The organism is Dietzia sp. IBK-p2-16D, from assembly GCF_057773085.1.
On the sequence record NZ_JBYMTL010000005.1, the window covers coordinates 213019 to 237629 of the forward strand.

General features: G+C 69.8%; 25 protein-coding genes. 6 read left to right on the top strand and 19 right to left on the bottom strand.

Translation table 11 applies throughout. From position 1 onward, the window contains the following. Positions 1-16 precede the first annotated feature (16 nt). From AC3DE3_RS12360 to AC3DE3_RS12390, 7 genes are all read right to left on the bottom strand, one after another. Positions 17-415 carry a hypothetical protein gene (locus tag AC3DE3_RS12360; protein WP_264886718.1) on the bottom strand — a complete coding sequence of 133 codons (399 nt, stop codon included), beginning with the start codon at positions 413-415 and terminating at the stop codon, positions 17-19. Positions 416-581: 166 nt separating this feature from the next. Then, a complete protein-coding gene (locus AC3DE3_RS12365) occupies positions 582-767 on the bottom strand; it encodes a hypothetical protein (protein ID WP_264886717.1) in 186 nt (61 codons plus the stop codon). A gap of 77 nt (positions 768-844) precedes the next feature. Beyond that, entirely contained in the window at positions 845-1447 is a 603-nt protein-coding gene (locus tag AC3DE3_RS12370; RefSeq protein WP_488370174.1) for a hypothetical protein, read from the bottom strand. 165 nt (positions 1448-1612) lie between these two features. Beyond that, positions 1613-2695, bottom strand: coding sequence for an NAD(P)H-dependent flavin oxidoreductase (locus tag AC3DE3_RS12375; protein WP_488370175.1), 1083 nt, complete (start codon positions 2693-2695; stop codon positions 1613-1615). Then, on the bottom strand, positions 2692-3477 hold the full coding sequence (locus AC3DE3_RS12380) for a CoA-transferase subunit beta (protein ID WP_154828927.1): 786 nt from the start codon (positions 3475-3477) through the stop codon (positions 2692-2694). The genes AC3DE3_RS12375 and AC3DE3_RS12380 overlap by 4 nt, the downstream gene beginning before the upstream one ends. Beyond that, complete coding sequence (locus tag AC3DE3_RS12385) at positions 3477-4406, bottom strand: CoA transferase subunit A (protein WP_488370176.1); 930 nt, start codon at positions 4404-4406, stop codon at positions 3477-3479. Before AC3DE3_RS12385 ends, AC3DE3_RS12380 begins: the two co-directional genes overlap by 1 nt. Next, complete coding sequence (locus tag AC3DE3_RS12390) at positions 4403-5188, bottom strand: enoyl-CoA hydratase family protein (protein WP_488370177.1); 786 nt, start codon at positions 5186-5188, stop codon at positions 4403-4405. Before AC3DE3_RS12390 ends, AC3DE3_RS12385 begins: the two co-directional genes overlap by 4 nt. A 76-nt stretch (positions 5189-5264) precedes the next feature. Here AC3DE3_RS12390 and AC3DE3_RS12395 point away from each other — a divergent pair, with 76 nt between their 5' ends. Together AC3DE3_RS12395 and AC3DE3_RS12400 are read left to right on the top strand one after the other, a co-directional pair. Further along, positions 5265-6038 carry an SDR family oxidoreductase gene (locus AC3DE3_RS12395; protein ID WP_488370178.1) on the top strand — a complete coding sequence of 258 codons (774 nt, stop codon included), beginning with the start codon at positions 5265-5267 and terminating at the stop codon, positions 6036-6038. Between the two features lie 25 nt (positions 6039-6063). Continuing rightward, on the top strand, positions 6064-6981 hold the full coding sequence (locus AC3DE3_RS12400; RefSeq protein ID WP_488370179.1) for an SDR family oxidoreductase: 918 nt from the start codon (positions 6064-6066) through the stop codon (positions 6979-6981). Positions 6982-7068: 87 nt separating this feature from the next. Here AC3DE3_RS12400 and AC3DE3_RS12405 read toward each other — a convergent pair whose 3' ends face one another. From AC3DE3_RS12405 to AC3DE3_RS12420, 4 genes are all read right to left on the bottom strand, one after another. Beyond that, positions 7069-8655, bottom strand: a complete 1587-nt coding sequence (locus tag AC3DE3_RS12405) for a hypothetical protein (protein WP_488370180.1) — start codon at positions 8653-8655, stop codon at positions 7069-7071. 213 nt (positions 8656-8868) lie between these two features. Further along, positions 8869-9372, bottom strand: coding sequence for a nitroreductase family deazaflavin-dependent oxidoreductase (locus AC3DE3_RS12410; protein WP_396118919.1), 504 nt, complete (start codon positions 9370-9372; stop codon positions 8869-8871). Beyond that, positions 9369-9953 carry a GNAT family N-acetyltransferase gene (locus tag AC3DE3_RS12415; RefSeq protein ID WP_488370181.1) on the bottom strand — a complete coding sequence of 195 codons (585 nt, stop codon included), beginning with the start codon at positions 9951-9953 and terminating at the stop codon, positions 9369-9371. The genes AC3DE3_RS12410 and AC3DE3_RS12415 overlap by 4 nt, the downstream gene beginning before the upstream one ends. A 1-nt stretch (position 9954) precedes the next feature. Further along, a complete protein-coding gene (locus AC3DE3_RS12420) occupies positions 9955-11121 on the bottom strand; it encodes a steroid 3-ketoacyl-CoA thiolase (protein WP_067711854.1) in 1167 nt (388 codons plus the stop codon). Positions 11122-11366: 245 nt separating this feature from the next. On the opposite strand from AC3DE3_RS12420, the gene AC3DE3_RS12425 reads away from it, so the two are divergent. Together AC3DE3_RS12425 and AC3DE3_RS12430 are read left to right on the top strand one after the other, a co-directional pair. After that, positions 11367-12611, top strand: a complete 1245-nt coding sequence (locus AC3DE3_RS12425; protein WP_488370182.1) for a cytochrome P450 — start codon at positions 11367-11369, stop codon at positions 12609-12611. A 189-nt stretch (positions 12612-12800) separates the two neighbouring features. Beyond that, the gene (locus AC3DE3_RS12430) at positions 12801-13811 is read left to right on the top strand and encodes an alpha/beta fold hydrolase (RefSeq protein ID WP_488370183.1); all 1011 of its coding nucleotides are present in this window, start codon (positions 12801-12803) and stop codon (positions 13809-13811) included. Between the two features lie 177 nt (positions 13812-13988). Here AC3DE3_RS12430 and AC3DE3_RS12435 read toward each other — a convergent pair whose 3' ends face one another. From AC3DE3_RS12435 to AC3DE3_RS12460, 6 genes are all read right to left on the bottom strand, one after another. After that, positions 13989-14570 (bottom strand): hypothetical protein, encoded by a 582-nt coding sequence (locus AC3DE3_RS12435; protein WP_488370184.1) that lies wholly within the window; start codon positions 14568-14570, stop codon positions 13989-13991. Between the two features lie 672 nt (positions 14571-15242). Continuing rightward, entirely contained in the window at positions 15243-16148 is a 906-nt protein-coding gene (locus tag AC3DE3_RS12440; RefSeq protein WP_488370185.1) for a TIGR03619 family F420-dependent LLM class oxidoreductase, read from the bottom strand. Between the two features lie 2 nt (positions 16149-16150). Continuing rightward, positions 16151-16669: a nuclear transport factor 2 family protein gene (locus AC3DE3_RS12445; RefSeq protein ID WP_488370186.1), complete on the bottom strand. Its 519-nt coding sequence runs from the start codon at positions 16667-16669 to the stop codon at positions 16151-16153. Beyond that, positions 16666-17874 (bottom strand): thiolase domain-containing protein, encoded by a 1209-nt coding sequence (locus AC3DE3_RS12450; RefSeq protein WP_488370187.1) that lies wholly within the window; start codon positions 17872-17874, stop codon positions 16666-16668. The genes AC3DE3_RS12445 and AC3DE3_RS12450 overlap by 4 nt, the downstream gene beginning before the upstream one ends. Continuing rightward, positions 17871-18932, bottom strand: coding sequence for a thiolase domain-containing protein (locus tag AC3DE3_RS12455; RefSeq protein ID WP_260486724.1), 1062 nt, complete (start codon positions 18930-18932; stop codon positions 17871-17873). Before AC3DE3_RS12455 ends, AC3DE3_RS12450 begins: the two co-directional genes overlap by 4 nt. 12 nt (positions 18933-18944) lie before the next feature. Beyond that, positions 18945-19961, bottom strand: a complete 1017-nt coding sequence (locus AC3DE3_RS12460) for a Zn-ribbon domain-containing OB-fold protein (protein ID WP_488370188.1) — start codon at positions 19959-19961, stop codon at positions 18945-18947. Between the two features lie 105 nt (positions 19962-20066). On the opposite strand from AC3DE3_RS12460, the gene AC3DE3_RS12465 reads away from it, so the two are divergent. After that, positions 20067-21101, top strand: a complete 1035-nt coding sequence (locus AC3DE3_RS12465) for an LLM class F420-dependent oxidoreductase (RefSeq protein WP_488370189.1) — start codon at positions 20067-20069, stop codon at positions 21099-21101. 19 nt (positions 21102-21120) lie between these two features. On the opposite strand, the gene AC3DE3_RS12470 is transcribed toward AC3DE3_RS12465, so the two are convergent. Both AC3DE3_RS12470 and AC3DE3_RS12475 read right to left on the bottom strand, forming a co-directional pair. Beyond that, complete coding sequence (locus AC3DE3_RS12470) at positions 21121-22056, bottom strand: DUF1707 SHOCT-like domain-containing protein (RefSeq protein WP_488370190.1); 936 nt, start codon at positions 22054-22056, stop codon at positions 21121-21123. Next, positions 22053-22856 carry a DUF1707 SHOCT-like domain-containing protein gene (locus AC3DE3_RS12475; RefSeq protein ID WP_488370191.1) on the bottom strand — a complete coding sequence of 268 codons (804 nt, stop codon included), beginning with the start codon at positions 22854-22856 and terminating at the stop codon, positions 22053-22055. Before AC3DE3_RS12475 ends, AC3DE3_RS12470 begins: the two co-directional genes overlap by 4 nt. 94 nt (positions 22857-22950) lie before the next feature. On the opposite strand from AC3DE3_RS12475, the gene AC3DE3_RS12480 reads away from it, so the two are divergent. Next, the gene (locus AC3DE3_RS12480) at positions 22951-24555 is read left to right on the top strand and encodes an acyl-CoA synthetase (protein WP_488370192.1); all 1605 of its coding nucleotides are present in this window, start codon (positions 22951-22953) and stop codon (positions 24553-24555) included. Positions 24556-24611 lie beyond the last annotated feature (56 nt).

Consider the following 24611-nt stretch of genomic DNA (forward strand, 5'->3'; position numbering starts at 1 on the left):
CCGGTGGAAAGGCTGGTCAGTCGGCCTGCTTCCTGCTCGCCGTGATCGTGCACGTGGCGTCCTCTGGGGCGTCCTCCCCGAAGCCGTCGAGGCTCACTTCAGCGCTTTCTTCCGCCTGCACAAGGACGGCATCGGCGGTGCCGGTGGCCCGGTACCCGCGATCCACGGCGCTCTGGACCGTGCCGGTGACGATGTACGTCGCCGCGTGTTCAGCCTTGTTGTTCACCGTGGCATCGAGGACGAAATGCTCGCCCTCCCGGGCGCACCGGCTCTCCTGGGCGAGGTCGGTGTCCGCGGTGATGAACTCCGGGGTCGAGGCGCCGCCCTCGTCGTCGTTGCTACAGGCGCTCGTCCCCAGCGCGATGGCTCCGGCTGCGGCGAGAAGCGTGAGTCGACGGAAGGGGGTTACGGTCACGATGTTTCTCGATTCTCTGGGATTGGCCCGTTTGGGCGGTGAGGTTAACTTTACTCGGCGCTGACCTGCACTCCGGCCAAGTGGAAGGGGGAGTCGGCGCCGCGGGCCCCGCCTCCTCCGAGGGGAGGGTGCGGGGCCCGCGGTGGTTCGCGTAAGGACTTGGTGATCACTCGCCGGCGGAGCCGGTGCCACCGCCGAGGAGGCCGCCGTCGCCGCCCTGTATGACGGTCGAGAGGGCGCGGATGCTGCCCTGGATGGCCTCGAGGGGCGAACCGACCATCAGGGTCGGGACGATGTAGGGATCCTCACCCGTGAGCAGGGTGGGGATGGCGGGCGTGGGAGTGGGGGCCACGGCAACGCATGACAAAGCGGACCCGCCACCCTTCGGAGTGGCGGGTCCGCGTCATCTCACAGTGGAGGCAGGGGCAATTACTCGCCGGCGCTGCCGGTGTCCAGTCCGCCACCGAGCATCGCGCCGATGTCGGAACCGGTGTCGCCGCCACCCTCGCCGCCCATGACGGCGGACAGGGTGCCGAGTGCGTCACCGTCGGAGGACAGACCGCCGATGCTGCCCTGGATCGCCTCCATCGGGTCGCCGACGAGGACGGGCGCCTCGATAGCGGGATTGGTCGGGTCAGAGAGGCAAAAGCTCACGATGGCGTAAACGTTCGACGGGACGTCGGTAGCGGTCACGGTGCCGGACGGGTTGGCCAGGGGGAGGAGGATCGTGTTGGGCAGGGGCCCGTCGCGCAGGACCGTCACATTGTCGTCATTGACGAGAGTGTCGATGATGTCGACGATGTTGCCGTCCGCGAGCCTGGCCGCCAGCGCGGGAGCAGCGGAGGTCGGGGTCAGCACGGCGCCGCAGGTGTCACCGAGCTGACCGCTCTCGAGCTCGAACGTCACCGATACCGTATTACCGTCCACCGCACTGTCGTTGGTGGCTGCCATGGCGGCGCCGGCGCCGGCGATGGTGAGTGCGGTGGCGGCGCCGAGAACGGCAGCCGATCGGGCGAAAGTACGCGATGTCATCGAGGGTTCCTCCGAGGGGGCGCAGGGGCCGAGCGCTCCCCTGAGAAATTAAGACGGTTCTCAGCCTAGAACAAGAAGCTGTCTGTCGCATCACATTTCCCGGTAAGAACGAACTCCGCCCCCCTCGACGAGAGGGGGGCGGAGTTCGAGGAGCGCTAGTGGAGATCAGCCGAGATCGCGCAGTTCCGACAAGCGCTCGTGTGCCTGCGTCATGATCCGCTGGATCAGCTCGTCACAGCTCGGCAGATCGTCGATCATGCCCACGACCTGTCCCGACGCGAGCACTCCGGCGTCGGTGTTGCCCTCGACCAGCCCGGCCTTCAGCAGCATCGGGGTGTTGGCGGCCATGACGATCTGCTGCCACGTGCGGTCGGACGCCTTCCTCATGTTGAGGCCGTCCTTGGCCAGTTGCTGCCACTTCATCCCGGTCATGGACTTGAACTTATTCGCGTTCTGGACGGCGGCGGCCATGCCCTTGAGGGGGCTGCCCGATTCGAGGGCGTTGACCAGGCCGGTGCGCAGGACGCGGTGCGGCATGCCGTCGACGCGGGTGGAGACGACGGTGTCCTGGAGCCCGCGCTCGAGGTACTGCTGCTTCACCGCGTCGGGGACCTGCGAGTCGCTGGTGAGGAGGAAGCGGGTGCCCATCGCGACGCCCGCGGCACCGTAGGACAACGCCGCGACCAGTCCGCGGCCGTCGAAGAACCCACCGCCGGCGACCACGGGGATCGAGGTGTTCCCCGCGCCGCCGAGGGCGTCGATGACGCTCGGGAGCAGCAGGGTGGTGGCGACCTGGCCGGTGTGGCCACCGCCCTCACCGCCCTGGACGATCACCGCGTCGGCGCCCCAGGAGGCCACCTTGACGGCGTGTTTCGCGGCACCAATAGAGGGGACGACGACGAGGCCGTTCTCCTTCAGGCGCGCGATCAACTCCGGTTTGGGCGCGAGAGCAAACGAAGCGACCTTGACCCCGTGACGGATCATCAGTTCGCACCGCTCGGCGGCGTCCTCGGCATCAGCTCGGAGGTTGACACCAAAGGGCTTGCTGGTGAGTTCCTTGGTCCGGATGATCGCGGCCTCGAGTTCCGCGAACGTCATGGTGGCCGAGGCGATGATCCCCAGTCCGCCGGCGTTGGCCGTGGCCGCGGTCAGCTCGGGTCCGGAGACCCAGCCCATGCCCGTCTGGACGATCGGGTACTCGACACCGACGAGCTCGGTGAATGCCGTGGACAGTGTCGGCGCGTTCATGCGGCCGGCACCTCGCGGTCGCGGAACCCGCGCGGGTCCAGCACCTCGCGGATGATGCGCAGCTCCTCGTCCGAGGGGGCGCGGGTGACCGCGGCGTCGGCCAGGCCCTCGATCTCGAAGCCCGTGTTCTCGGCGACCTCGTCGGCCGTGACGCCGGGGTGCAGGCTGACCGCACGCATGCTGCGGTCGGCGCCGCCGAAGTCGAACACGCCCAGGTTGGAGACCACCCGGTGGATGTGGTGGTAACGGAAGGCGGGGTCACCCTCGGTGTAGCGGTCGTAACCGACGCCGCAGACGACGTCGACCTTCGCCGTGAAGACCCGGGAGGAGTGCTTGCCCACCCAGTAGCTGGTGGCGTGGTTGATCGAGTTGCCGGGCGCCCCACGCAGGCCGAACATCTGGCGGGTGGGCTTCTGCACGTCGTCACCGAACGCGGAGAGGTTCTGGTTGCCGAAGCGGTCGATCTGGTTGGCGCCCATCACCACGTGGCGGGTGCCGGCCTGCAGGACGTCGAACACGCGGGGGAACGGGATGTACCCCTCGAAGTCGATGGTCTTGCCCAGCGGCGGGGTCTGGCCGAGGAATCGGTACTCGCCGTCGGTGATGAGCAGGTCCGGCTCGGTGGTGAGCCGGGCCAGACGCGCGCCGATGGTGGCCATCGGGGTCATGGGGGAGGCGAAGATCTCACCGGCGCCGGCGAAGATCTCCGCGCAGGCGACAGCGCAGTACTCGGCCCTGCTGATGGACTGAGTGGTGGCGGACTCGGTGGTGACGTCGGACATCACTTGGCTCCCTTCTGGGCGGCCTTCTCGGCAGCGACCTTCTCCGCGAACGCGGTGACGGCCTTCTGGTAGTCCTCCTCGGACCCGGACAGGAACTCGTCGACGAACGCCTTCCACGACGTCTCATCCTTCGCGGACGTGGCGTAGTGCTTCTGGAACGCCTCGTCGCGGCCGTAGCCACCCGCGAACGTGAAGTGGGCGCCGTTCGGGGCCTCGGAGACGGTGTCGACGAACATGCGGCTGAGCAGCATGCGCTGCGGGCCGACCTCGTTCATCAGGGCGTCCGCGGAATCGACGATCTCGTCGGTCTCGAGCAGGACGGTGTCCGCGGCCATGGCGTAGAGATCGTCGAAGTACCCGTCGGCGCCGGTGAACGCGGCGTTGCCGTGCTTGTCCGCCTTGTCCAGGTGGATCAACGCGGCATCCATGCGCAGGGCGGGCATCGCGACCAGGGTCTCGGTCTTGCCGTCGACCTGGTACGGCGAGTCGACGGTCTTGAGCTCGTCGCCCCAGAACCGGAAGACGTCCGAGCCGAGGCCGGCGCGGGTCGGCAGGAACGGCAGGCGCTGCGCGGCGGCGGTGAGGCCCGCGCGGACCATGCCCTCGTCCATCTCGCGAGCGACGATCGAACCCTCGGTACGACGCCGCGCGAACCACGGGTCGTAGAAGGGTGCGGAGTCCAGGGTGACGAACCCGTAGTAGGCCTTGGAGACCCTGCCTGCCGAGCACAGCAGGCCCAGGTCCGGGCCGCCGTAGGTGATGACGGTGAGGTCGGTCAGGTCCTCGCGCCTCAGGATCGCCCGGACGAGTGCCATCGGCTTACGCCGTGAACCCCATCCACCGATACCGATGGTCATGCCGCTGGAGAGGCGCGACACGGCCTCGTCGAGACTGGTGCGCTTGTCGCGCGGGGTGGGGGTCGTCGTCACTTGTGCTCGCCCGTCCTCTCGGATCGCTTGTCCAGGTTCTTGCCGGTCTTGACGAACTCGTCACGGTGCTCGTCTGCCACACCTGCGAGGTTGAGTTCGAAGGTGAAGCCCTGCTCCATCCGATAGGAGGACTTCACGTCGATGGGATCGATGTGGTTGATGGCTTCCTTGGCCGCACGGATGACCCGCGTGTCCTTGGCGGCGATCGTCTCGGCGAGATCGCGTGCGGCCGCGTCGAGCTGGTCACGGGGGACCACGTCGTACACCGTTCCCCACGAGTGCAGCTGCTGCGCGGTGACGTTTCGCGACGTGAAGTACAGGGTGCGCATCATGTGCGGCGGGACCATCCGGGACAGGTGCGTGGCGGCACCGAGTGCTCCCCGGTCCACCTCCGGCAGACCGAACACCGCGTCGTCGGAGGCGACGATGCAGTCGGCGTTGCCCACCAGACCGATGCCGCCGCCCACGCAGAAGCCGTTCACCGCCACGATCACGGGGACCGCGCACTCGTAGACGGCGTTGAAGGCCACGTAGCAGCCGCGGTTCGCCGCGAGCAGGTGGTCGAAGCCCTCGAAGTCCTGCATCTCCTTGATGTCGACGCCCGCGTTGAACCCCCGGCCCTCGGCCCGCAGGATCACCACGTGGACCTCGGGGTCGCGCCCCGCGGCGAGGATCTGATCGCCGAGTTCGAACCATCCCGCGGACGGGATGGCGTTGACCGGAGGGTAGTCGACGGTGACGGTGGCTATCCCGTCCGCGCCCTTGTCGACACTGATGCCCATGGAGCTCCTTCCCGCGCCACCGCCGTCCTCGACGGGCCGGTGACTAACCAAACGCTTGCTTGGTAGGCTAGCACGCATGACGAACATCGATCTGGGTCTGGCGGGGAAGGTCGTCCTCGTCACGGGGGGCGTACGCGGCGTGGGCGCGGGCATCAGCACGGTCTTCAGGGAGGCCGGCGCGGTCGTCGTCACCTGTGCCCGTCGACCCGCCGACGAGGGCTCCGGGGTGGCGGATCTGGAGTTCCACCCGGTCGATCTCCGCGACGCCGACGCCGTGCGCGCGATGGTCGACGACATTGTCGCCAGACACGGGCGGCTCGACGTGGTGGTCAACAATGCCGGGGGCGCACCGTTCGCCCTCGCCGCGGAGGCGAGCGCCAACTTCCACTCGAAGATCGTCGCCCTCAACCTCCTGTCGGCATTGACCGTCTCGCAGGAGGCCAACCGTGTGATGCAACCGACCGGAGGGGCGATCATCAACATCTCGTCCGTCTCCGGACACCGGCCTTCGCCGGGCACGGCGTCGTACGGGGCGGCCAAGGCGGGCGTCGACTCGCTCACGCAGTCACTGGCCGTGGAGTGGGCTCCAGCGGTCCGTATCAATTCCGTCGTGGTGGGGCCCGTCAAGACCGAACTCGCCGAGATGCACTACGGGGACGCCGACGGGGTGGCGGCCGTCGACGCGACGATCCCGATGGGCCGGATGGCGGACCCCCGCGACGTCGGACAGGCCGCGGCGTTCCTGGCCTCGCCACTCGCCGCGTACATCACGGGGGCCGAGTTGCTGGTCCACGGCGGTGGCGAGAAGCCTGCATTCCTCTCGGCCTCCACAGCCGACAACAAGCACTGACCACACACGAACAAGGAGAACGACTATGGGTATCTGCGACGGACGCGTCGTCATCGTCACCGGGGCCGGCCGCGGGATCGGCCGCGAGCACGCGCTGGCCTTCGCCGCGGAGGGGGCCAAGGTCGTGGTCAACGACCTCGGGGCAGGTCTCGACGGATCGGACGTGGGTGAGTCCCCGGCCGAGCAGGTCGTCGCGGAGATCAGGGCCGCCGGTGGCGAGGCCGTGGTCAACGGCAACGACATCTCCTCGTGGGAGGGGGCCCGTGAGCTCGTCCAGCAGGCGATCGACACGTTCGGTGGACTCGACGTCCTGGTGAACAACGCGGGATTCCTGCGGGACCGGATGCTCGTCGGGATGGGGGAGCAGGACTGGGACAACGTGATCAACGTCCACCTAAAGGGCCACTTCGCGCCGCTGCGGCACGCCGCCGAGTACTGGCGGGCCGAGTCCAAGGCCGGCCGACCCCGTCAGGCGCGGGTCATCAACACCTCGTCGGGCGCGGGGCTGTTCGGTTCGGTGGGGCAGGGCAACTACGCCACAGCCAAGGCGGGGATCGCGCTGCTGACCATCCAGACGGCTGCGGAGATGAAGGGTTACGGCGTCACCGCCAATGCGATCGCTCCTGCCGCGCGCACCCGCATGACCACCTCCGCCGGAGAGGGCATGGCCTCACAGATGGCAGCCCCCGAGGACGGATCCTTCGACGCGATGGATCCGGCCAACATCTCGCCGTTGGTCGTGTGGCTGGGATCCGAGGAGTCGGCACAGGTCACCGGTCGGGTGTTCGAGGTCGAGGGCGGCAAGGTCACAGTCTGCGACGGATGGCAGCGGGCCGCGTCCGAGGACAAGGGGGCCCGGTGGGAGCCCGCGGAGCTCGGGTCGGTCGTGCCGCGCCTGCTCGACGAGTCGCCAGCGCCGGTGCCGGTGTACGGAGCTCGCTGATCCCTCCCGGACGACGGAGGAACCCCGCACCGCGATGGTGCGGGGTTCCCCCGTCTTATCGTGGTCCCCTAGCAGGACCCGGTTCGATCAGTTACCCGGGGTCGGGCACTGCTGCGCCTCGACCGAGCCGAGCGAGGCCAACTGGTCGACCTGCGCCGACGGGAGGTCGCAGAGGTACGGCAGCGGCGGCAGGCCGGGCAGCGGCGGGAGCGCGAGCGCCCCGTTGGCGGCGGCCGTGGCGACCATGGCGCCGCCTCCGACGGCTGCACCCAGCGAGAGGACCGGGAGCAGGCTCCCCGCGCCGCTCTCGCCGAGGCTGGCGAAGCTCTCGAGGGAGGCGCCTGCGCCCATCTCCGAACCCAGGTTGGTCGAGAAGGTGCCCTGCACGGAGCCGTTCTCGAGCGACCCGGTGAGCGCGGTCAGCGAGCCGTTGACCTCGGTGAGCTCACCGAAGGAACCGGTGATGACCCCGGCACTGCCGCCGGTCGATCCGGTGATGAGGTCCGAGCTCTGGCCCGTCGAGCCACCGTTGCCTGAGAGGGACCCGGAGGTCTCCGAGATGGAACCGGACAGTGCCGGAAGGATGCCGCCCTCGGCGATCGAGCCGATGATCGGGTCGGCGGAGTTGCTCTCCACCGAGCCCGCGAGCTGGTTGGCGGATCCGTTGGTCAGCGAACCGGCGATGCCTTCACCGACGAGCACCGCGGAGCCGCCGATGCCCTCGGTCGAGCCGTCCGGGAACTCGGCGGAGAGCGCCGGCAGTTCCGCGGAGCCTCCGAGGAGGTTCAGCTCGGTGGACAGGGGCTCCATACCGATCGAGCTGACGATGGGCGCCATGCCGGCGGAACCGACCGGCGCGAGCTCCGCGGAACCACCGAGCAGCTCGGTGGACAGGGGCGCCATCTCCTCGGAACCGGTGAGCGGCGCGAGCTCGGCCGAGCCGACCAACAGCTCGGTCGAGAGCGGGGCCATCCCGGCGGAGCCGACCGGCGCGAGAGCGGCCGAACCGGTGAGCAGCTCGGTGGACAGCGGCGCCATGTCTGTGGAGCCCACTTCGGCGGAGCCGCCCAGGAGCTCGGAGGACAGCGGCACCGTGCCGAGGGAGCCCGTGAGGTCGGTCGGCAGGTCGGACGAGCCACCGAGGAGCTCGGTGGACAGCGGCGGGAGCTCGGCAGAGCCCGGCAGCTCGGCGGAGCCGCCGAGGAGCTCGGAGGACAGCGGAACCGTGCCGAGGGAGCCCGTGAGGTCGGTGGGCAGAGACGTGGAGCCCTCGAGGACGCCGGCCGAGCCGGGGAGGATCTCGGAGGACCCGGGGAGCTCGGACGAGCCATCGAGGACGCCGGCCGAGCCGGGGAGGATCTCGGACGACCCGGGGAGCTCGGACGAGCCGCCGAGCGGCGACAGGCTCAGCTCGGGCAGATCCGACGACCCGCCCAGCGGGCTGAGCCCGGAGGACCCGGGCACCTCGGAGGACCCCGGCGCGTCCGCGGAACCTGCCAGCGGAGAGAGTCCGCCCGAACCGCCGGCCAGATCTCCGGCCGATCCGGAGTCGATCAGCGACGGGAGCATGTCGAGGACGCTCCCCAGGTCCTGGGCGTTGGCTGTTCCCTGAGTGCCGGCGGCGGCGAGGAGGACCGACGCCGCGACGGCGACGGCCTTGCTGGACTTGTTCATAAAGAAGCCTTCCCTGAGATGAGATCCCCCTGGATCACAGTCGTGGCCGGTCAGCGCAGGAGGCGCGCCTCGGCGGAGATTAGATTCCTCTAAGAAAGCTCATATGTCAATGGTTTGCTCAGGAAATGTTACTGGTGTGACCAATGGTGTGGAACTCGTTGAAATCACGACGGCCGGCCCCCTGTAGAGGGGCCGGCCGTCGGAGGCGGGGGGTCAGGCTCTGGGTTCGCAGATGATGACCGGGATGACCCGGCTGGTGTTGGCCTGGTAGTCGGCGAAATCCGCGTACCGCTCGACGAGCCGGGGCCACAACTCGGCCCGCTCGGACGGGGTCGCCTCCCTTGCCGTCATCGCGCGTCGGCGGCGACCCACCTGGACGGTGACGTTCGGGTCGGCCCGCACGTTGAAGTACCACTGGGGATGCTTGGGAAGGCCCCCCTGGGAGGCGACGAGCAGGACGCGGTCCCCGTCCGGGAGGTGGAGCAGGGGCACGGTCCGCGGCTCGCCCGACTTGCGGCCGGTCGTCGTCACGAGGCACACCGGCACCGGGGCCCGCAGGGCGGAACCCACTCGCCAGGACCCGCCGATCCGCCCGCCCGACACCCGGTATGCCCACGTGTTGACCCTGGACATCGTCTTGATGAGCCCCACGACCCACGGCGCGCCCCGCCGCGGGTCGTCGACGCCCGTCTCGGGTGCCGGGTCGGCTGAGCTCACCGGCCGCCGCCCAGGGGGGCGCGGACGATCACGTGCTTACCGGGGAAGAACGCGGCGAGCTCGCGGCGGCTCTCCTTCAGCGAGGCGAGCCCGAAGCCCTTCTTGCGTTCCTCGGGGCGGATCCAGATGGCCACGTCCACGTCGCCGTTGTCGACCTGCTCGCCGAACACCAACCCCACCGGGGCGTCGCGGGAGGTGTCGACCGCGACGAACCACATCGCGGACTCGGCCTCGACGCGCGCCAGGCCGTCCCGGAGCTCCTGCTCGGTCTTCTCGCGGTCCCAGGTCCCGCCGGTCGCTGAGGTCTCGTCGGACGAGCGCGCGTGGAACAGGGACGTGTGTTCCTCGGACTCCGTGAAGGGGCGGAGGGTGAAGCCCCGGGCGGCGCCGTCGCCGGATCCGCCGGAGGGGGATCCCGCGAACGTCTCGAGCGGGGTCTTCAGGACGTCACGGGCCTCGTCGGGGGACACCGACAGCAGGCTCGCGATGGCGCGGACGGCGTCCTCGGGTCCGTCGGCCGACGACACGGCGGCGAACACCTCCCGCCGGCGGTTCGCGGCCGTCTCGATGGCGTTGCTCATGTCAGATCCTCTCGATGATGCTCGCCGAGGCCTGGGCGCCTCCCGCGCACATCGTGATGAGGGCGCGTTCGCCGTCCGTGCGCTCGAGCTCGTGCAGGGCGGTGGTGATGAGCCGCGACCCGGTGCTGCCGACGGGGTGGCCGATCGCGATGGCCCCTCCGTTGACGTTGACCTTGTCCATGTCGGGCCCGTGCACCTGCGCCCAGCTTAGGAGCACGGAGGCGAACGCCTCGTTGCATTCGAAGAGATCGAAGTCCGAGATCGACATGCCGGAGCGGTCGAGTACCCGCTGGGTGGCCTGGACCGGGCCGTCGAGGTGGTACTCGGGTTCGCCGCCCACGAGTGCCTGGTGGAGGATCCGTGCCCGCGGCTTCAGTCCGTGCGCCCTGGCCACGTCCTCGTCCATGAGCAGGACGGCGGCCGAACCGTCGGACATCTGACTGGAGGTGCCGGCGGTGTGCAGTCCGCCCTCCATGACGGGCTTGAGGGAGGCCAGTGCCTCGGCGGTGGTGTCGCGCAGCCCCTGGTCGCGGGTGACGGTCACCGTCTCGCCGGTGTAGGTGCCGTCCTTGAGGCGCTCGGGGGCGTCGACGGCGAAGGTCTCGCGATCGAAGCGGCCCTCCTCCCACGCGCGCTTCGCGTTGGCCTGGGACCGGACACCGAGTTCCTCGAGGTCGGCGCGGCTCAACCCGCGGCGCTTCGCGATCCGGTCGGCCGCGGTGAACTGGTCGGGCAGGTCGACGTCCCAGTCGTCCGGGCGCGGCATCCCGTTGGAGCCGTCGCCGACGGCGGCGCGCAGCGCGATCCAGCTCATCGACTCGACGCCGCACGCGATGCCGACGTCCATCGCGCCCGCGTGGATCAGATTGGCGATGAAGTGGTTGGCCTGCTGCGCGGACGAGCACTGGCAGTCGATGGTGGTACACGCCGTCTGCCAGGGGAGCCCGGACGCCAGCCACGCCCCGCGGGTGACGTTGTTCCCCTGGGCGCCGGCCTGGGTGACACAGCCTCCCACGACCTGCTCGACGAGCGCGGCGTCGATGCCGGCCCGCCGGATCACCTCTTTCTGCGATGCGCCCAGCAGGTGCGCGGGGTGCAGGCCCGACAGTGCGCCGCGGGCCTTTCCGATCGGGGTCCGGACGGCCTCGACGATGACGGGATTTCCCATGGATGCGCTCCTTCGGAAGCAAGGTTAGAACGGGTTCTAGTTTACGCCACCCCGGGCGCGGATTCGCGGTTCGCCCCGCGGGGTGCACGCCGGGGTCGGCGGGCGGACCGGGAACCACAACCCACGGAGGAACGTGTTCCAGTATGGTTCTTGTAACGTGTTCTAGATTACAGCGCGGGGTGAGGGGTAGCTGTCCCGGCGCCGTCCGAGCACGAGACGCAATCAGACGTGGTCAAGGAGTGCCAGTGCAGCCAGTCACCATTCCCGAGGGGTTCGACTTCACGGATCCGGAGCTCTACGAAAAGCGCCTTCCCCATCCCGAATGGGCCCACCTCCGCCGCACCGAGCCGATCTGGTGGTGCGCGAAGGAGCCGGGAGTGGACGGCTTCGACGACCACGGCTACTGGGTCGTCACCAAGCACGAGGACGTCAAGGAGATCTCGCGCCGGACCAACGAGGTCTTCTCCACCTTCGAGAACACCGCCATCCCGCGCTTCGCCCCCGGCACCGAGCGGGAGATCGTCGAGCTCACCCGCCTGCTGTTCATCAACCAGGACGGCGACGAGCACAAGAAGTACCGGCGGATCATCTCCAAGGGTTTCACCCCGCGCAACATCGAGAAGATGCGCGAGAACCTCACCGCCAAGGCCAAGGACATCGTCCAGACGGCCGCGGCCAAGGGCACCGGCGACTTCATCGTCGACGTGGCCTCCGAGCTGCCGCTCCAGGCCATCGCCGAGCTCATCGGCATCCCCATGGAGGACCGCCACCAGATCTTCGAGTGGTCCAACCAGATGACGAGCTACGACGTCCCCGGCAAGGTCGAGGAGTCGCAGATGGCCAACGCCATGGTGCTCTCCTACGCCCAGGAGCTGGCCACCAAGCGCGAGACCGACCCCCGCGACGACCTGGTGACCAAGCTGGTTCAGGCGGACCTCGACGGCGAGAAGCTCACCTCCGACGAGTTCGGTTGGTTCGTGGTGCTGCTCGCGGTGGCGGGCAACGAGACCACCCGTAACGCCACGACCCACGGGATGATCGCGTTCCTCGAGAACCCCGACCAGTGGGAGCTGTTCAAGCGCGAGCGCCCGGAGACCGCCTACGACGAGATCCTGCGGTGGGCCTCGCCGATCAGTTCGTTCCAGCGCACCGCCACCGAGGACGTGGAGATCGGCGGTGTCACCATGAAGAAGGGTGACCGAGCCGCGATCATGTACGGCTCCGCGAACTTCGACGAGGACGTGTTCGAGGACCCGTTCACGTTCAATATCCTGCGCGATCCGAACCCGCACCTGACGTTCGGCGGCAACGGCCCGCACTACTGCATCGGCGCCAACCTGGCGAAGCTCCAGATCGAGCTGATCTTCAACGCGATCGCCGACCACATGCCGGACATCACCTCGCTGGGCGACTCGACGCGTCTGCGGTCGGGCTGGCTCAACGCCATCCAGGACTGGAAGGTCGACTTCAAGTGCCCGGTCATGCACTGACCTGACACAGCGAGTCTGACACCGCGAGCAGCCACACCCGGCCCCCGGCCGGTCAGCCCCGGTCCCGCCTGTTCCGCAGGCCGGGCCGGGGCTCTCGTCTCCGGGGAGAGGGCGACCTCGTCGTCGTCGTCCGACCCCAGAAGCCCCGAACCGATCCCGTCGGCCCATCGAACAGGCAAGGTGATCCTCATGATCGACCACCGCTCCATCGAGCGTGACGGTGTACGACTGCACTACGTGGTCGCCGACCCGGACCCCCGACCCGCCACGGCGCCGGCCGGCCCCGGGACCGTGGTACTCGTGCACGGGTTCCCGCACTTCTGGTTCACCTGGCACCGGATGATCCCCGTCCTGACCGCGGCCGGGTGGCGGGTGATCGCTCCCGACCTGCGTGGGATGGGCGGATCCGATGCGCCCACGGACGTCGCGGCCTACGCGCCGCGCGAGGTCGTCGACGACGTGGTGACCATCTGCGAGGCCGAGGGCGCGAACCGGGTGGTGCTGGTGGGCTTCGACTTCGGCGCCGGCGTCGCCTACGACACGTGCCACCTCGAACCCGACCTGGTTCGGGCCGTGATCGGTATGGAGAACCCGTTCATGAGCACCGCCGGATCGGTCCCGCCGCTCGAGGGGTCGGCGATGATGGCGCAGGAGCACTTCCTGCACCTGCACTACTTCGCGCAGCCCGGAGTGGCCGAGGCCGACCTCGCGGGCCGCGAACGCGAGTTCCTCACCCGCGTCTTCTGGGCACTGTCCGCGGACTATCACTACCTCGACGTGTGGCAGCACCCGCCCGGCTCCACCTATCTCGACGCGCTGCCCGAGGCGCCGCCGCTGCCGTGGCCGTGGCTGACCGTCGAGGAGATGGACACCTACGAGGCGGAGTACGCGCGGACCGGGTTCGCGGGGCCACTGCAGTGGTACCGGGCGATGGACGTGAGCTGGCACGCGCGCAAGGAGTTCGAGCGGCAGACCAACCCCGTGCCCTTCTACTTCCTCTACTCCGAGCACGACCCGGACCTCGAGGGATTCCACGGCCGCGACCCGCTGGCCAAGCTCGGCCGCTATCACGATGACGTGCGGATGGTCCGCGCGATCACGGCACCGGCAGGGCACCTCATGCACCTGGAGGCCACGCAGGACACGCACGGCGCGATCCTCGCGTGTCTGGACGACATCGCCACCACGATCCCGGGCTGAGTCCGACTTCGGTCAACAATTCGCAGAGCCTGGTCGACCTCCGGCGTCCCGCGAAGGGCCCGCGGCGCGAATTCTGTCGACCAAGCCGAGATGGAACAGCACCCCCGCCCCCCGCCCGCCGCCCGCCGGGCACCCCCGCCGGCCCTTCTTCTGCGGCTGCGCTGATCGGCCCGTATGTCAGAGGCCGTTTCGCTGGCTGCCTCTCGCGAGTGCCCGCGCGATCCGATGCAGGACAGTGGCCGCCGTCATATGCGACACCACCCGGAGCACTTCCCACCCGAGGTCGGTGAGCTCGGCATTGACCCCGGCATCGAACTTCCACTGGTCGGGTCGACCGTGGAGGGCGCCGTCGTAGAAGATCGCGACCTTCTCTCGCTCGTACCCAAGATCAGCAGTGGCGACGACGGCCCCGTACTCGTTGCGGATCCGGAGCTGGCTCACCGGCCGCGGCAGGTCCGAGCGGTGGATAGCCAGCCGCAGCAGACTCTCTCTGGGCGAGTCCGCCCGTGGATCGCACTCCGCCAGAATGTGGAGGACGTCGGCCACTCCGTGCTGCCCGCTCATCCGCCCTGCAGCCGCGGAGACGTCGCCGAGTCCGATCCGAGCCGAATTGCAGATGGAATCGATAGCGCAGATGCGCCGATCCAGCCCCGTCGTCCACTGTCCTACGTCCACGGCGGTCCTGCCCGGAGCGGTGGTCGCGATGTCGCCTGCGCGAGCGAGGTCGTCCGGGGCGAGCGGCCTGCGGAGGATCCGCACCCTGACTCCCTTCGGAGCGCGCAGGGCACGAGCCGAGTAAAGGTCGACGGAATCGGCGCATCGCCTCTCGGAATACCACCGCTCGCCGTTGAGCCGCGCCGCTGCCCACCCTCCGATCACGCTTCCCGCTGGGGCCCACAGCGCGGCTGCGCGAATGTGGTCGGCAGCGGTCGGGGATGCGTCGTTCGCGATGTAGACGCCCGGCAGGAGGGCGCGGTAGCGAGTGGAGAGCCCGTGCCGAGTCACGATCCGGTGCTCCAACGCGGAGGCGGCTCGGAACGGTGTGCCGCCAGCGACCGCGGATTCGAGGGCGGCGCGAGCGATCGGGGGGCGGTCTCCGGTTGGTCTGGATCGGCGATTCACGATTTCAGATCTACTACCGGGGTGGCGCCGTGGTCTGCCGGGGAGCGCGGTGTGGGGATAGAGACGACGACCATCCACAGGCCGCGGCAATCACGATGCAGCGGCTCCGACAACCACGAAGCGGCCAAGGCGCGCCTCCCGCCACGGGGGCTCCGGCGAACGCCGCGAGTTGGACGACGACTTTGGCATTCTGCGGCCGGGATCGCTGCGCTGAGTTGACCGAGTCCGGTGTGCTGTCGACCAGCCCGGGTGGGCAGGTGGTGGCCCGGGTCGACCAGCCCGGGTGGGCAGGTGGTGGCGGTGGCGCGGCTAGGAGCGCAGGCCGTACTTCTCGCCGAAGCGGGCGATCGACTCGATCTTCTGCTCGGCCGTGCAGTCGTACCCGTGGCCCTCGATCAGCCACGGCATGACGATGATGTCGGTGACGCCGGCCTCCGCGAGCTCGGCGAAGCCCTTCGAGCCGTAGCGGTCCAGGCACACCACCTGGATAGCGAAGCGCTTGCCGTCGCCGCGGTCGGCCAGCGAGCGCCCCTGCTCCTCGAGCAGTTCGCCCAGGCGGGTGACGGTGGCGACGATGTCGTCGAACCCCATCATCGCGCTGGTCCAGCCCTGACCGACGCGGGCGGCGCGCTTGAGCGCGATCTCGGTGTGGCCGCCGACGTAGAAGGGGACCTGCTCGGACGGCGCCGGGGTGAAGATGAGCTCGTCGAAGTCGAAGTGCTCGCCGTGGAACTCCATCCACTCGCCACGCAGGCCTTCTCGCATGATGGCCAGCGACTCGTCGGTGCGTTTGCCGCGGCCCTTGAACGGCGCGCCGCACCATTCGAACTCGTTGGGGTCCCAGCCGATGCCCACGCCCAGGTCCAGCCGGTTGCCGGTGAGCAACGCGACCGAGCCCACCTGCCGGGTGAGCAGCAGCGGGTTGCGCGGGCCCACCTTGAGCACCTGCGGACAGAACCTGATCCGGGAGGTCGCCCCGCCCATGGCGGCGCAGGCGATGAGCGGCTCCACCCACTCGGTGTTCTCGTCCCACATCCGCGAGCCGTCCGGCGTGTACGGGTAGTCCTTGTCCTGACGCCGCGGGTGGAAAAGCGAGTCGGGCAGCACGATCCGGTCGATACCCGCGGCCTCGGCGCCGCGTGCGATGTCGAGGTACTGGTCGACGGGGGAGAAGGAGACGGGGACGGAGAACTCGACGTCCGCTACGCGGCTCATGGTCACTCGCTCTTTCCTGCGGCGCCGGCGATGGCGGCCTTGTCGTCGTCCGTGAGTGCACGCAGGCCCGAGGCCATGGCCACGTCCTGCTCCCAGAAGGCGCGGAGGTTGATCAGGCGACCGTCGGCGTCGACACGGTAGTCCACGGCGATGTCGATCTCCATGATGCTGGAGCCCATATGGGTGCGCATGGTGCCGATGCAGAGCAGCTCGTCGCCCACGGCGATCCCGCGGTCGAAGCGGAACTCGATGTGATCCGGGGTGGCCACGGCCTTCTCCCAGAATTCCAGGAGCCTCTCCGTGCCGGTGTGGCCGATGCCCTCGGCGTCGAACATCGACGGACCCACGGGATCCTCGATGGTGCCCTCGGGATTCCAGCCGGCGATCCAGGCGTCGCGGTCGCCCGCGTTGGTGGCAGCCCACGAGCGGCGTGCGGCGGCGTAGGCGGGACTGGCCAGTGCCGCGTCACTCATCTCCAGTGGTCGGTACTGCCCGCCGGCGTCCAGATAGGGGTTGCTCATGAGTGACGCTCCGGACGGTCGGTCCCCACGACCCACATGGAGAAGTACTGGGACCCGCCGCCGTAGGCGTGGCCGAGGGCCTTGCGCGCGCCGGGGATCTGGTGGTCGTCGGCGCGGTTCATCACCTGACGGGCGGCCTCGGCGAAGCGGAGCATGCCGGACGCGCCGATGGGGTTCGAGCACAGCACGCCGCCGGACGGGTTGACCGGCAGGGAGCCGTCGCGCGCGGTGGCGCCGGACTCGGTCATGCGCCACCCCTCGCCCTCCGCGCAGAATCCGAGGTTCTCCAGCCACATGGGCTCGAACCAGGAGAACGGCACGTAGATCTCGGCCGCGTCGATCTCCTCGGCCGGGTTGGTGATCCCGGCCTCGGCCCACAGGGCGGCGGCGGCGTCGCGGCCGGCCTGCGGATTGCGGTAGTTGCGGAAGGCGTAGGTGCCGGGTTCGGTCCGCAGCGAGGTGGCGTGGACCCACGCGACCTGTCGGCCGGCGGACTCCACCGCCTCGGCCGCCTCGGCGTCGCCGATGACGATCGCGCACGCGCCGTCGGAGGAGGGGCAGGTCTCGTCGAACCGGATGGGGTCCCACAGCATCTGCCCCTGCAGCACCTTGTCGACGGTGATGTCGGGCTGCTTGAGGTGGGCGTGCGGGTTGACCGAGCCGTTGAGGCGGTCCTTGACCGCGACCATCGCGCCCACGTGCTCGGGCGCCCCGGTGGTGCGGATGTAGGAGCGCACGTGCGGAGCGAAGTAACCGCCCGCGCCGGCCCCGACGGGTGCGGTGAACGGCACCGGCAGGCTGAGCGCCCACATGGCGTTGGACTCGGACTGCTTCTCCCACGCCACGGCCAGCACGCGGCGGTAGCGGCCGGACTGGACGTGCGACGCGGCGACGACAGCGGTGGAACCGCCGACGGAACCGGCGGTGTGGACACGCAGCAGAGGCTTGCCGACCGCGCCGAGCGCGTCGGCCATCATCAGCTCGGGCATCATGACGCCCTCGAACAGATCCGGGGCCTTGCCCACGATCACGGCGTCGATGTCGTCCCAGCCGACCCCGGCGTCGGTCATGGCGGCGTCGATGGCCTCGCGGCAGAGGCCGGCCATGGAGACGTCGGTGCGTCGGGAGACGTGGTGGGTCTGGCCGGTCCCGAGGACGGCGGCGGGCAGACCGGAGCTGTGGGTTCCGGATGCGGGGGCGCTCATGCGGTGCGTCCTTCCAGGAGGCAGATGAGGTTCTGCTGCAGCAGGTGGCCGCTGGTGGCGTGGGCGAGGGCGCGCTCGGAGCGGCCCTCCCAGATGCTGTGGGCGGCGTAGCCGATGCGCTCGAGGCCCGCGGAGAACAGCGGGTCGGCGAGCAGCGAGCCGCCGGACGGGGTGACGGCGACGTCGTCGGAGATGCCCAGCGCGCCGCGCAGGAGGAGCTCCTGGTGGGTGTACTGGGTGTGGAGCTCGGCCACCGAGACACCGCCGAGGTCGGGGCGGTCCCCGGACGAGCCGGTCGCGCGGACGGCGGCGGCGCGGGCGGACGGGGAGTCGGTGAGGTCGCGCGCGCCGAACTCGGCGGAGTCGGCGATGTGCTCCATCCCGGTGATGTACGCCGGGGTGTCGACCAGCTCGCGGGCGCGATCGGCGGAGGCGAGGATGATCGCGCCGGCGCCGTCGGTGACGGGCGGGCAGTCGTGCCGACGCAGCGGGTCGGCCACGTACGGCTCGGCGAGCAGGTCCTTCTCGTCGTGGCCGGTCGCGCGGGCGGCGACCGCGGCCATCTCCGCCTCGGACCAGCGGCCGGCGTCGATGCCGGCGCGGGCCTGCAGGGCGGCGACGTGGTGCCGGCCGGGCCACAGCGGGGCGACCGTGTAGGGGTCGAGCTGCAGCGCCAGGGCGGAGTCGAGGTCGGTGCTGGCGGAGGCCTTGCCGAACCCGTAGACCAGGGCGGTGTCGGCCTGTCCGGAGGCGATCTTGAGATAGGCCTCGAAGAACGCCCAGGCGGCGTCCATCTCGACGTGCGACTCGGAGATCGGCGGGACCGCGCCGATCGAGTCGACCGCGGAGATGAACGAGAAGGCGCGGCCGGCGAGGTAGTCGGAGGAGCCGGAGCACCAGAACTCGATGTCGGTGCGCTCCAGACCGGTCTGCCGGTAGCACTCGGCGAAGACGGGGGCCAGCATCTCGACACCGTTGGTGGTGCCGAAGGTGGACTCGGTGTGGCGGGCGTGGGCGAATCCGACGACGGCCACGTCCCGGGGTGCGTTGGGGGTCACGTGTGGTGTCCTCTACAGGTGATCGGCGTAGGTGTCGGGGTCGGCGTCGGGATCGCCGGTGGGCTCGAAGTGGGCGATGGCCTTCATCGAGGCGGGCCGTTCGGACTCGGGCGTCCACACGGCGCGCACGCGCATCCCCATCCGCACCTCGGACGCCTCGCAGCCCAGCACTAGGTGCTGGATGGGCACGTCGGAGCCGTCGAGCAGGATGTAGGCGGTGACGTACGGGGGCTTGATCTGCTGACCGGCGAACGGGACGTTGACGATGCCGAACGTGGTCACGGTGCCCACGTCGGCGACCTCCACGTACTCGCCCATGGCCACGCCGTCGGACGGGCAGTAGTCGCGCGGGGGCACGTAGACCTCGGGGCCGTTGGAGCGGCGCCGCCCGAGCATCCGGCCCTGCACGATCGCCCGGAGGAACTCGCTCTCGGCGGGTCCGGCCGTGTGGGTGACCGCCAGCCCGATCGGCGTCACCACGATGGTGACCGGGTCGTCGGAGGTCTGCGGGGCCTCGTCGTCGCCACCGGACTCGCCCGGGGCATCGGCGGGGACCACGCACGCGATGTCGTGGATGGTCCCGGTGCGCTCGGCGGCCCACCGCAGGCGCACGCGCATGCCGGTGCTCACCGCCTCGGGGCCGTCGGCGGCCAGGGGCAGGAGCATGGCGGTGTCCGCGCCGTCGAACCGCACGAGCGCCCACGCGAACGGGGTGTCGAGCGGGTTGACCTCGGTGGGGGCGGGAACCCAGGTCCATGCGACGACGAGGCCCTCGATCCCGGAACCGGACCCCACTTCCACGGATTCCGTGAGGGCCCGGCGTGTGTGGGGGTCGAACTCGACCGGCGGCAGGTGCACGGTGCCGCGGGAATCGCGGTTACCGACCAGGCGTCGCTCGCGTAGGCCGGTGAAGAACGCTCCCAGCACGGGGCCGGTCGACCGTGTGTAGTCGAACGACGGTGCCAGGGACGCCGAGAGCACGGGCTCGTCCGGTGGGGTGATATCGACAACGATCTCTCTGGATGTCACGCGCACAAGTAGAACACGTTCCACTGGCCGGTGTGTGGGTTTCCCCGACACGCTGATGCGGGTCGCCGCCCCCGCCGCGGAGAGGTGTGGGTCACACTGGTGTCCATGAAATTCGCGTTGCAGCTCGGATACTGGGGCGCCCAGCCGCCCACCAACCATGCCGACCTCGTGGTGGCGGCGGACAGGGCGGGCTTCGACACCGTCTTCACCGCCGAGGCCTGGGGGTCGGACGCCTTCACGCCGCTGGCCTGGTACGGCTCGCTCACCGAGCGCATCCGGCTGTCGACGGCCGTCGTGCAGCTCTCCGCGCGGACGCCGACGGCCACCGCCATGAGCACCATGACCCTCGATCACCTGTCGGGCGGACGCTTCGCTCTGGGGCTGGGTGTGTCCGGGCCGCAGGTGGTGGAGGGGTGGTACGGCCAGCCGTTCGCCAAGCCGCTGGCGCGGACCCGCGAGTACATCGACATCATCCGCCAGGTCCTGCGCCGCGAGGCGCCCGTCACCTCAGACGGCCCCGCGTACGCCCTGCCCTATCAGGGCGACGACGCCTCCGGATTCGGCAAGCCGCTCAAGCCGATCCTGCATCCACTGCGCGAGGACGTGCCGATCTGGCTGGGCGCCGAGGGGCCCAAGAACGTAGCCCTGGCCGCAGAGATCGCCGACGGCTGGCTGGGTTTCCTGGCCTCGCCGCGCACTGCCCACGAGTTCAACGCGTGGCTCGACGAGGGGTTCGCCCGACCCGGGGCGCGCCGCACCCGCGAGGACTTCGAGGTGGCCTTCCTGTGCCAGCTCCACGTGACGGACGACCGCCGCGGCGTCCTCGACGCGTACAAGCCGTTCACCGCCCTGTACGCGGGCGGCATGGGTGCCGAGGAGAAGAACTTTCACGCCGAGGCGTTCCGTCGCATGGGCTTCGGCGACCACGTGGATCGCATCACCGAACTGTTCCGCTCCGGCCGCAAGGACGAGGCCACCGCCGCGGTCCCGGACGAGATGGTCGAGGCCACCGCGATCATCGGGGATGCCGACTCGGTGCGGTCGCAGATCGCCGAGTGGGAGGCCGCGGGCATCACCATGCTCGTGGTGACCGCCCGGTCGGTCGAGGAGATCGAGACGCTCGCGCAGTTCATCGACTGACGTGGGCCGGGCCCGGGGGTCAACCGCCGTCGCGGACCTCCAGGATCTCGCGACCGGGGCCGACCGTGACCCAGCCGGGTCGGTTCGTGAGCGAGACTCTGACCGCGTAGACGGGCGGGGGCCCGGAGCCGGAGGGGGGTGAACCCGGGGAGATCACCACGCTGTCCGGAACTGCCCCGGGCGCTCCCAACAGGGCGGGCGTCGCCTCGATCGCGAACATCACGGTCTCCGCGTCCACCGCGGCCACAGGGAAACCGGGTGACGCGGGCAGCCGACTGGTGATCCCGTCCCGCCATCGACCGTGGAAGGTGTGGTGCAGTGTCGTCTCCGCGTCGTCCGGATCGGGGCGGCTCAGGTGCGCGGTGTCGCCTTCGATGGAGAGCCGCCCCACGGTGGGGTCGTCGAGCTGGTCGCGTGCGGCATCGATGACGCGGGTCACCCCCTCGGCGGTGAGCAGTGGTCCGGGTGCCGTGCGGATCACCTCGACGGAGGCCGGGCGGTCCACCGTGCCGCCGGCCGGGGAGGGTGCGTTCCCGGCGAGGTGGTCCAGACCGGCGATGAGGCCGACGGTCAATGCGCTGGCCAGGACCGCGCGCAGCAGTCCGCTCGCCAGACGCCTGCGCCCCGCCGGCCCCCGCGTCGAAGGCCCGGGCGGTCGCTTCGCGACGATCCGCTCGCGCGCGTTGGTCCGCCGTACCGAGAGCGGGGTGTCGGCTGACAGGCCCCGGCTGCGTACCTCCAGTTCGAACAAGCGCCTGTTGAGGTCGGCCACCAGAGAGTCGAGTTCGTCGCGCGTGGTGGACAGGGCGGCCTCGCGGCTGCGCTCGCCGTGTTCGAGGGGGCCGATCCGGCCGTCCGTGTAGGCATTGTCGAGGATCTGCCACACGGCTCGCCTGCGGTCCTCGGTGGTCGGCTCCGGGGCGGGCCCGCCGGGGTGCGGGGGCGGTGCGCTCATCGGGGGACGCCGACTTCTCTCACGTTCCTGTCGTGTCCCACCACTATGTGCCCGCGGTCACCCTCACGGCTCACGGTGATCTCATATGTGGGCTGGGCGAGCGCGTCCGGGCCCACGTCGATCCCCACGAGATCTGCGTCCGAGAGCCCGTTCTCCGCCGCGGAGGCTCGAGCCGCCTCCAGTGCGGCCGTCACATCGATGGACTCCATTCCGACGGAGAGGTCGTCAACCGAGCGGAGAGCCTCCCCGTCGGCGGCCCACTCGCCCAGGTTGTCGCGTCGCCACGAGTCGACCGCCCCGGGGTCCGCCGGATCCTCGATGAGGAGGAGGGCGTGGTCGCCCCTGATGTCGAGCGAGACCACACGAGCGTCACCGAACCTCGCACGCGCAGAGGAGAGGACCTCACCGACGCTGCTCGAGGTGATCGTGTCCTCGGTGCCGCCGACGAGGCCGGTGAACGCACCGTCTCGCAGCGCGAGGACTCCGCCGGCGACAAGGGTGAGCCCCGCCAGGGTCGAGACGCCGACCAGCTTGGCGGTGTCGAGCGGGTCGCGTGACGCGCGGCGGGACCGGACGACCGGAGTGGGGTGGTCGCCCGCCTCCTCGGAAGGCGACCGGGCCGGGGCGGGCAGGTCCGCGAGGATCGCCCGGAGTTCGTCGACATATCCGCTCGACCGCACCTGCCACCCGAGGTGGAGGTGATCCACGGGGTCGAGGCGCCCATCTGCGGCGGCGGCGTCGAGCTGCTCCCACGCCGCGACGCGCTGGGGGTCGCTCGCGCGGATGCGATGCTGCGCCATGGGCAGCAGGGTAACCACCGGCGGCTCGTAGTGGTCCGGTCACGGTCGCCGGGAAAGCCCGCCATCGCGATAGAACACGTTCTACTATGGGGCCATGAGTGCACCCACGCCTTCCGTCCCCGCCGACGCCGGAATCCTGGATCCGCGGACCGGCGAGCACGTGACCAGTGTCTACCGGATCGCCGAGGCCGACCCGGACCGTGTCGCGGTGATCGAGGCCGCCGGTCGTCAGGTCACCTTCGGCCAGCTCGCCGACGCCGCCCACGGGTACGCGCGGGGCTTGCAGGCACTCGGGCTGGAGACCGGCGACTGCATCGTCCTGCTCGCGCCCAACAGCATCGAGTTCCTCGAGGTCTACTACGCGGCCATGGAGATCGGGCTCTACGTGGCCCCGGCGAACTGGCACCTGACCGGCCCCGAGGTGGCGTACATCCTCGAAAACTCGGGATCGACGGTGTTCATCGCGGACAGGCGGTTCGCCGACGTCGCGAGCGCCGCCGCCGAGGAGGCCGGGCTCGACTCCGCCCGCTGCTACGCCGTCGGTGAGGTCCCCGGATTCCGTCCGCTGCCCGAGCTCACGGCCCCGGCTGCGGGGGAGGACCCCTTGCCGTCGTCGCGGACCCTCGGCGGCCCCATGCTGTACACCTCCGGCACCACCGGCCGCCCCAAGGGCGTGCGGCGCCCCCTCACCGGCGGCTCGCCGGATCAGGTGACGGTCCCCAATTACTACTTTTTCGCCGGCTTCGACATCCAGGCGCCGGACAACGTGCACATCTGCGGCTCGCCGCTCTACCACACGGCCGTGCTCAACTTCGTCACCATCTCGCTCAATCTGGGCCAGGCGGTGGTGCTCATGGACAAGTGGACGCCCGAGGAGATGCTGCGCCTCATCGACGCCCACGGCGTCACCCAGTCGCACATGGTGCCGACCCAGTTCTCGCGTCTGCTGGAGCTGCCGGAGGACGTGCGCGCGAAGTACGACGTGTCGAGCCTGCGCACGATCGTCCACGGTGCAGCGCCGTGCCCCAAGCACGTCAAGCAGGCCATGCTCGACTGGTGGGGCCCCGTGCTCACCGAGTACTACGCCGGCACCGAGGGTGGCGGCTGCACCATCACCGGCGAGGAATGGCTGCGCAAGCCCGGCAGCGTGGGCCGGCCGTGGAAGACCACCACCCTGAAGATCCTCGACGACGACGGGGGTGAGCTGCCCACCGGCGAGATCGGCAACGTGTACCTGCAGATGCACGGGTCGAAGTTCGAGTACCACCAGGACGCCGAGAAGACCGCGAAGACCTACGTGGGCGAGCTGTTCACGATGGGCGACATCGGGTACGTCGATTCCGATGGTTACCTGTTCCTGTGTGATCGCAAGAACGACATGATCATCTCCGGTGGCGTGAACATCTACCCGGCGGAGATCGAGTCCGAGATGACCCGCCACGAGGCGGTCCGCGACGCCGCCGTGTTCGGTATCCCGCACAAGGACTGGGGCGAGGAGGTCAAGGCCGTCATCGAGCTCGCCGAGGGGTTCACCGAATCCGACGACCTCAAGGCGCAGATCCTCGACGACCTGTCGGGACGGCTGGCCAAGTTCAAGATGCCGCGGTCGATCGACGTGGTGGACGAGCTGCCCCGCCAGGCCAACGGCAAGCTCATGAAGCGCACCCTCAAGGAGCCCTACTGGGAGGACGCCAAATAGTCCGGGCAGAGGCGGGCCCTCGTCGTCGTAGTCGGATCCTCGACGCGCGGCGAGAA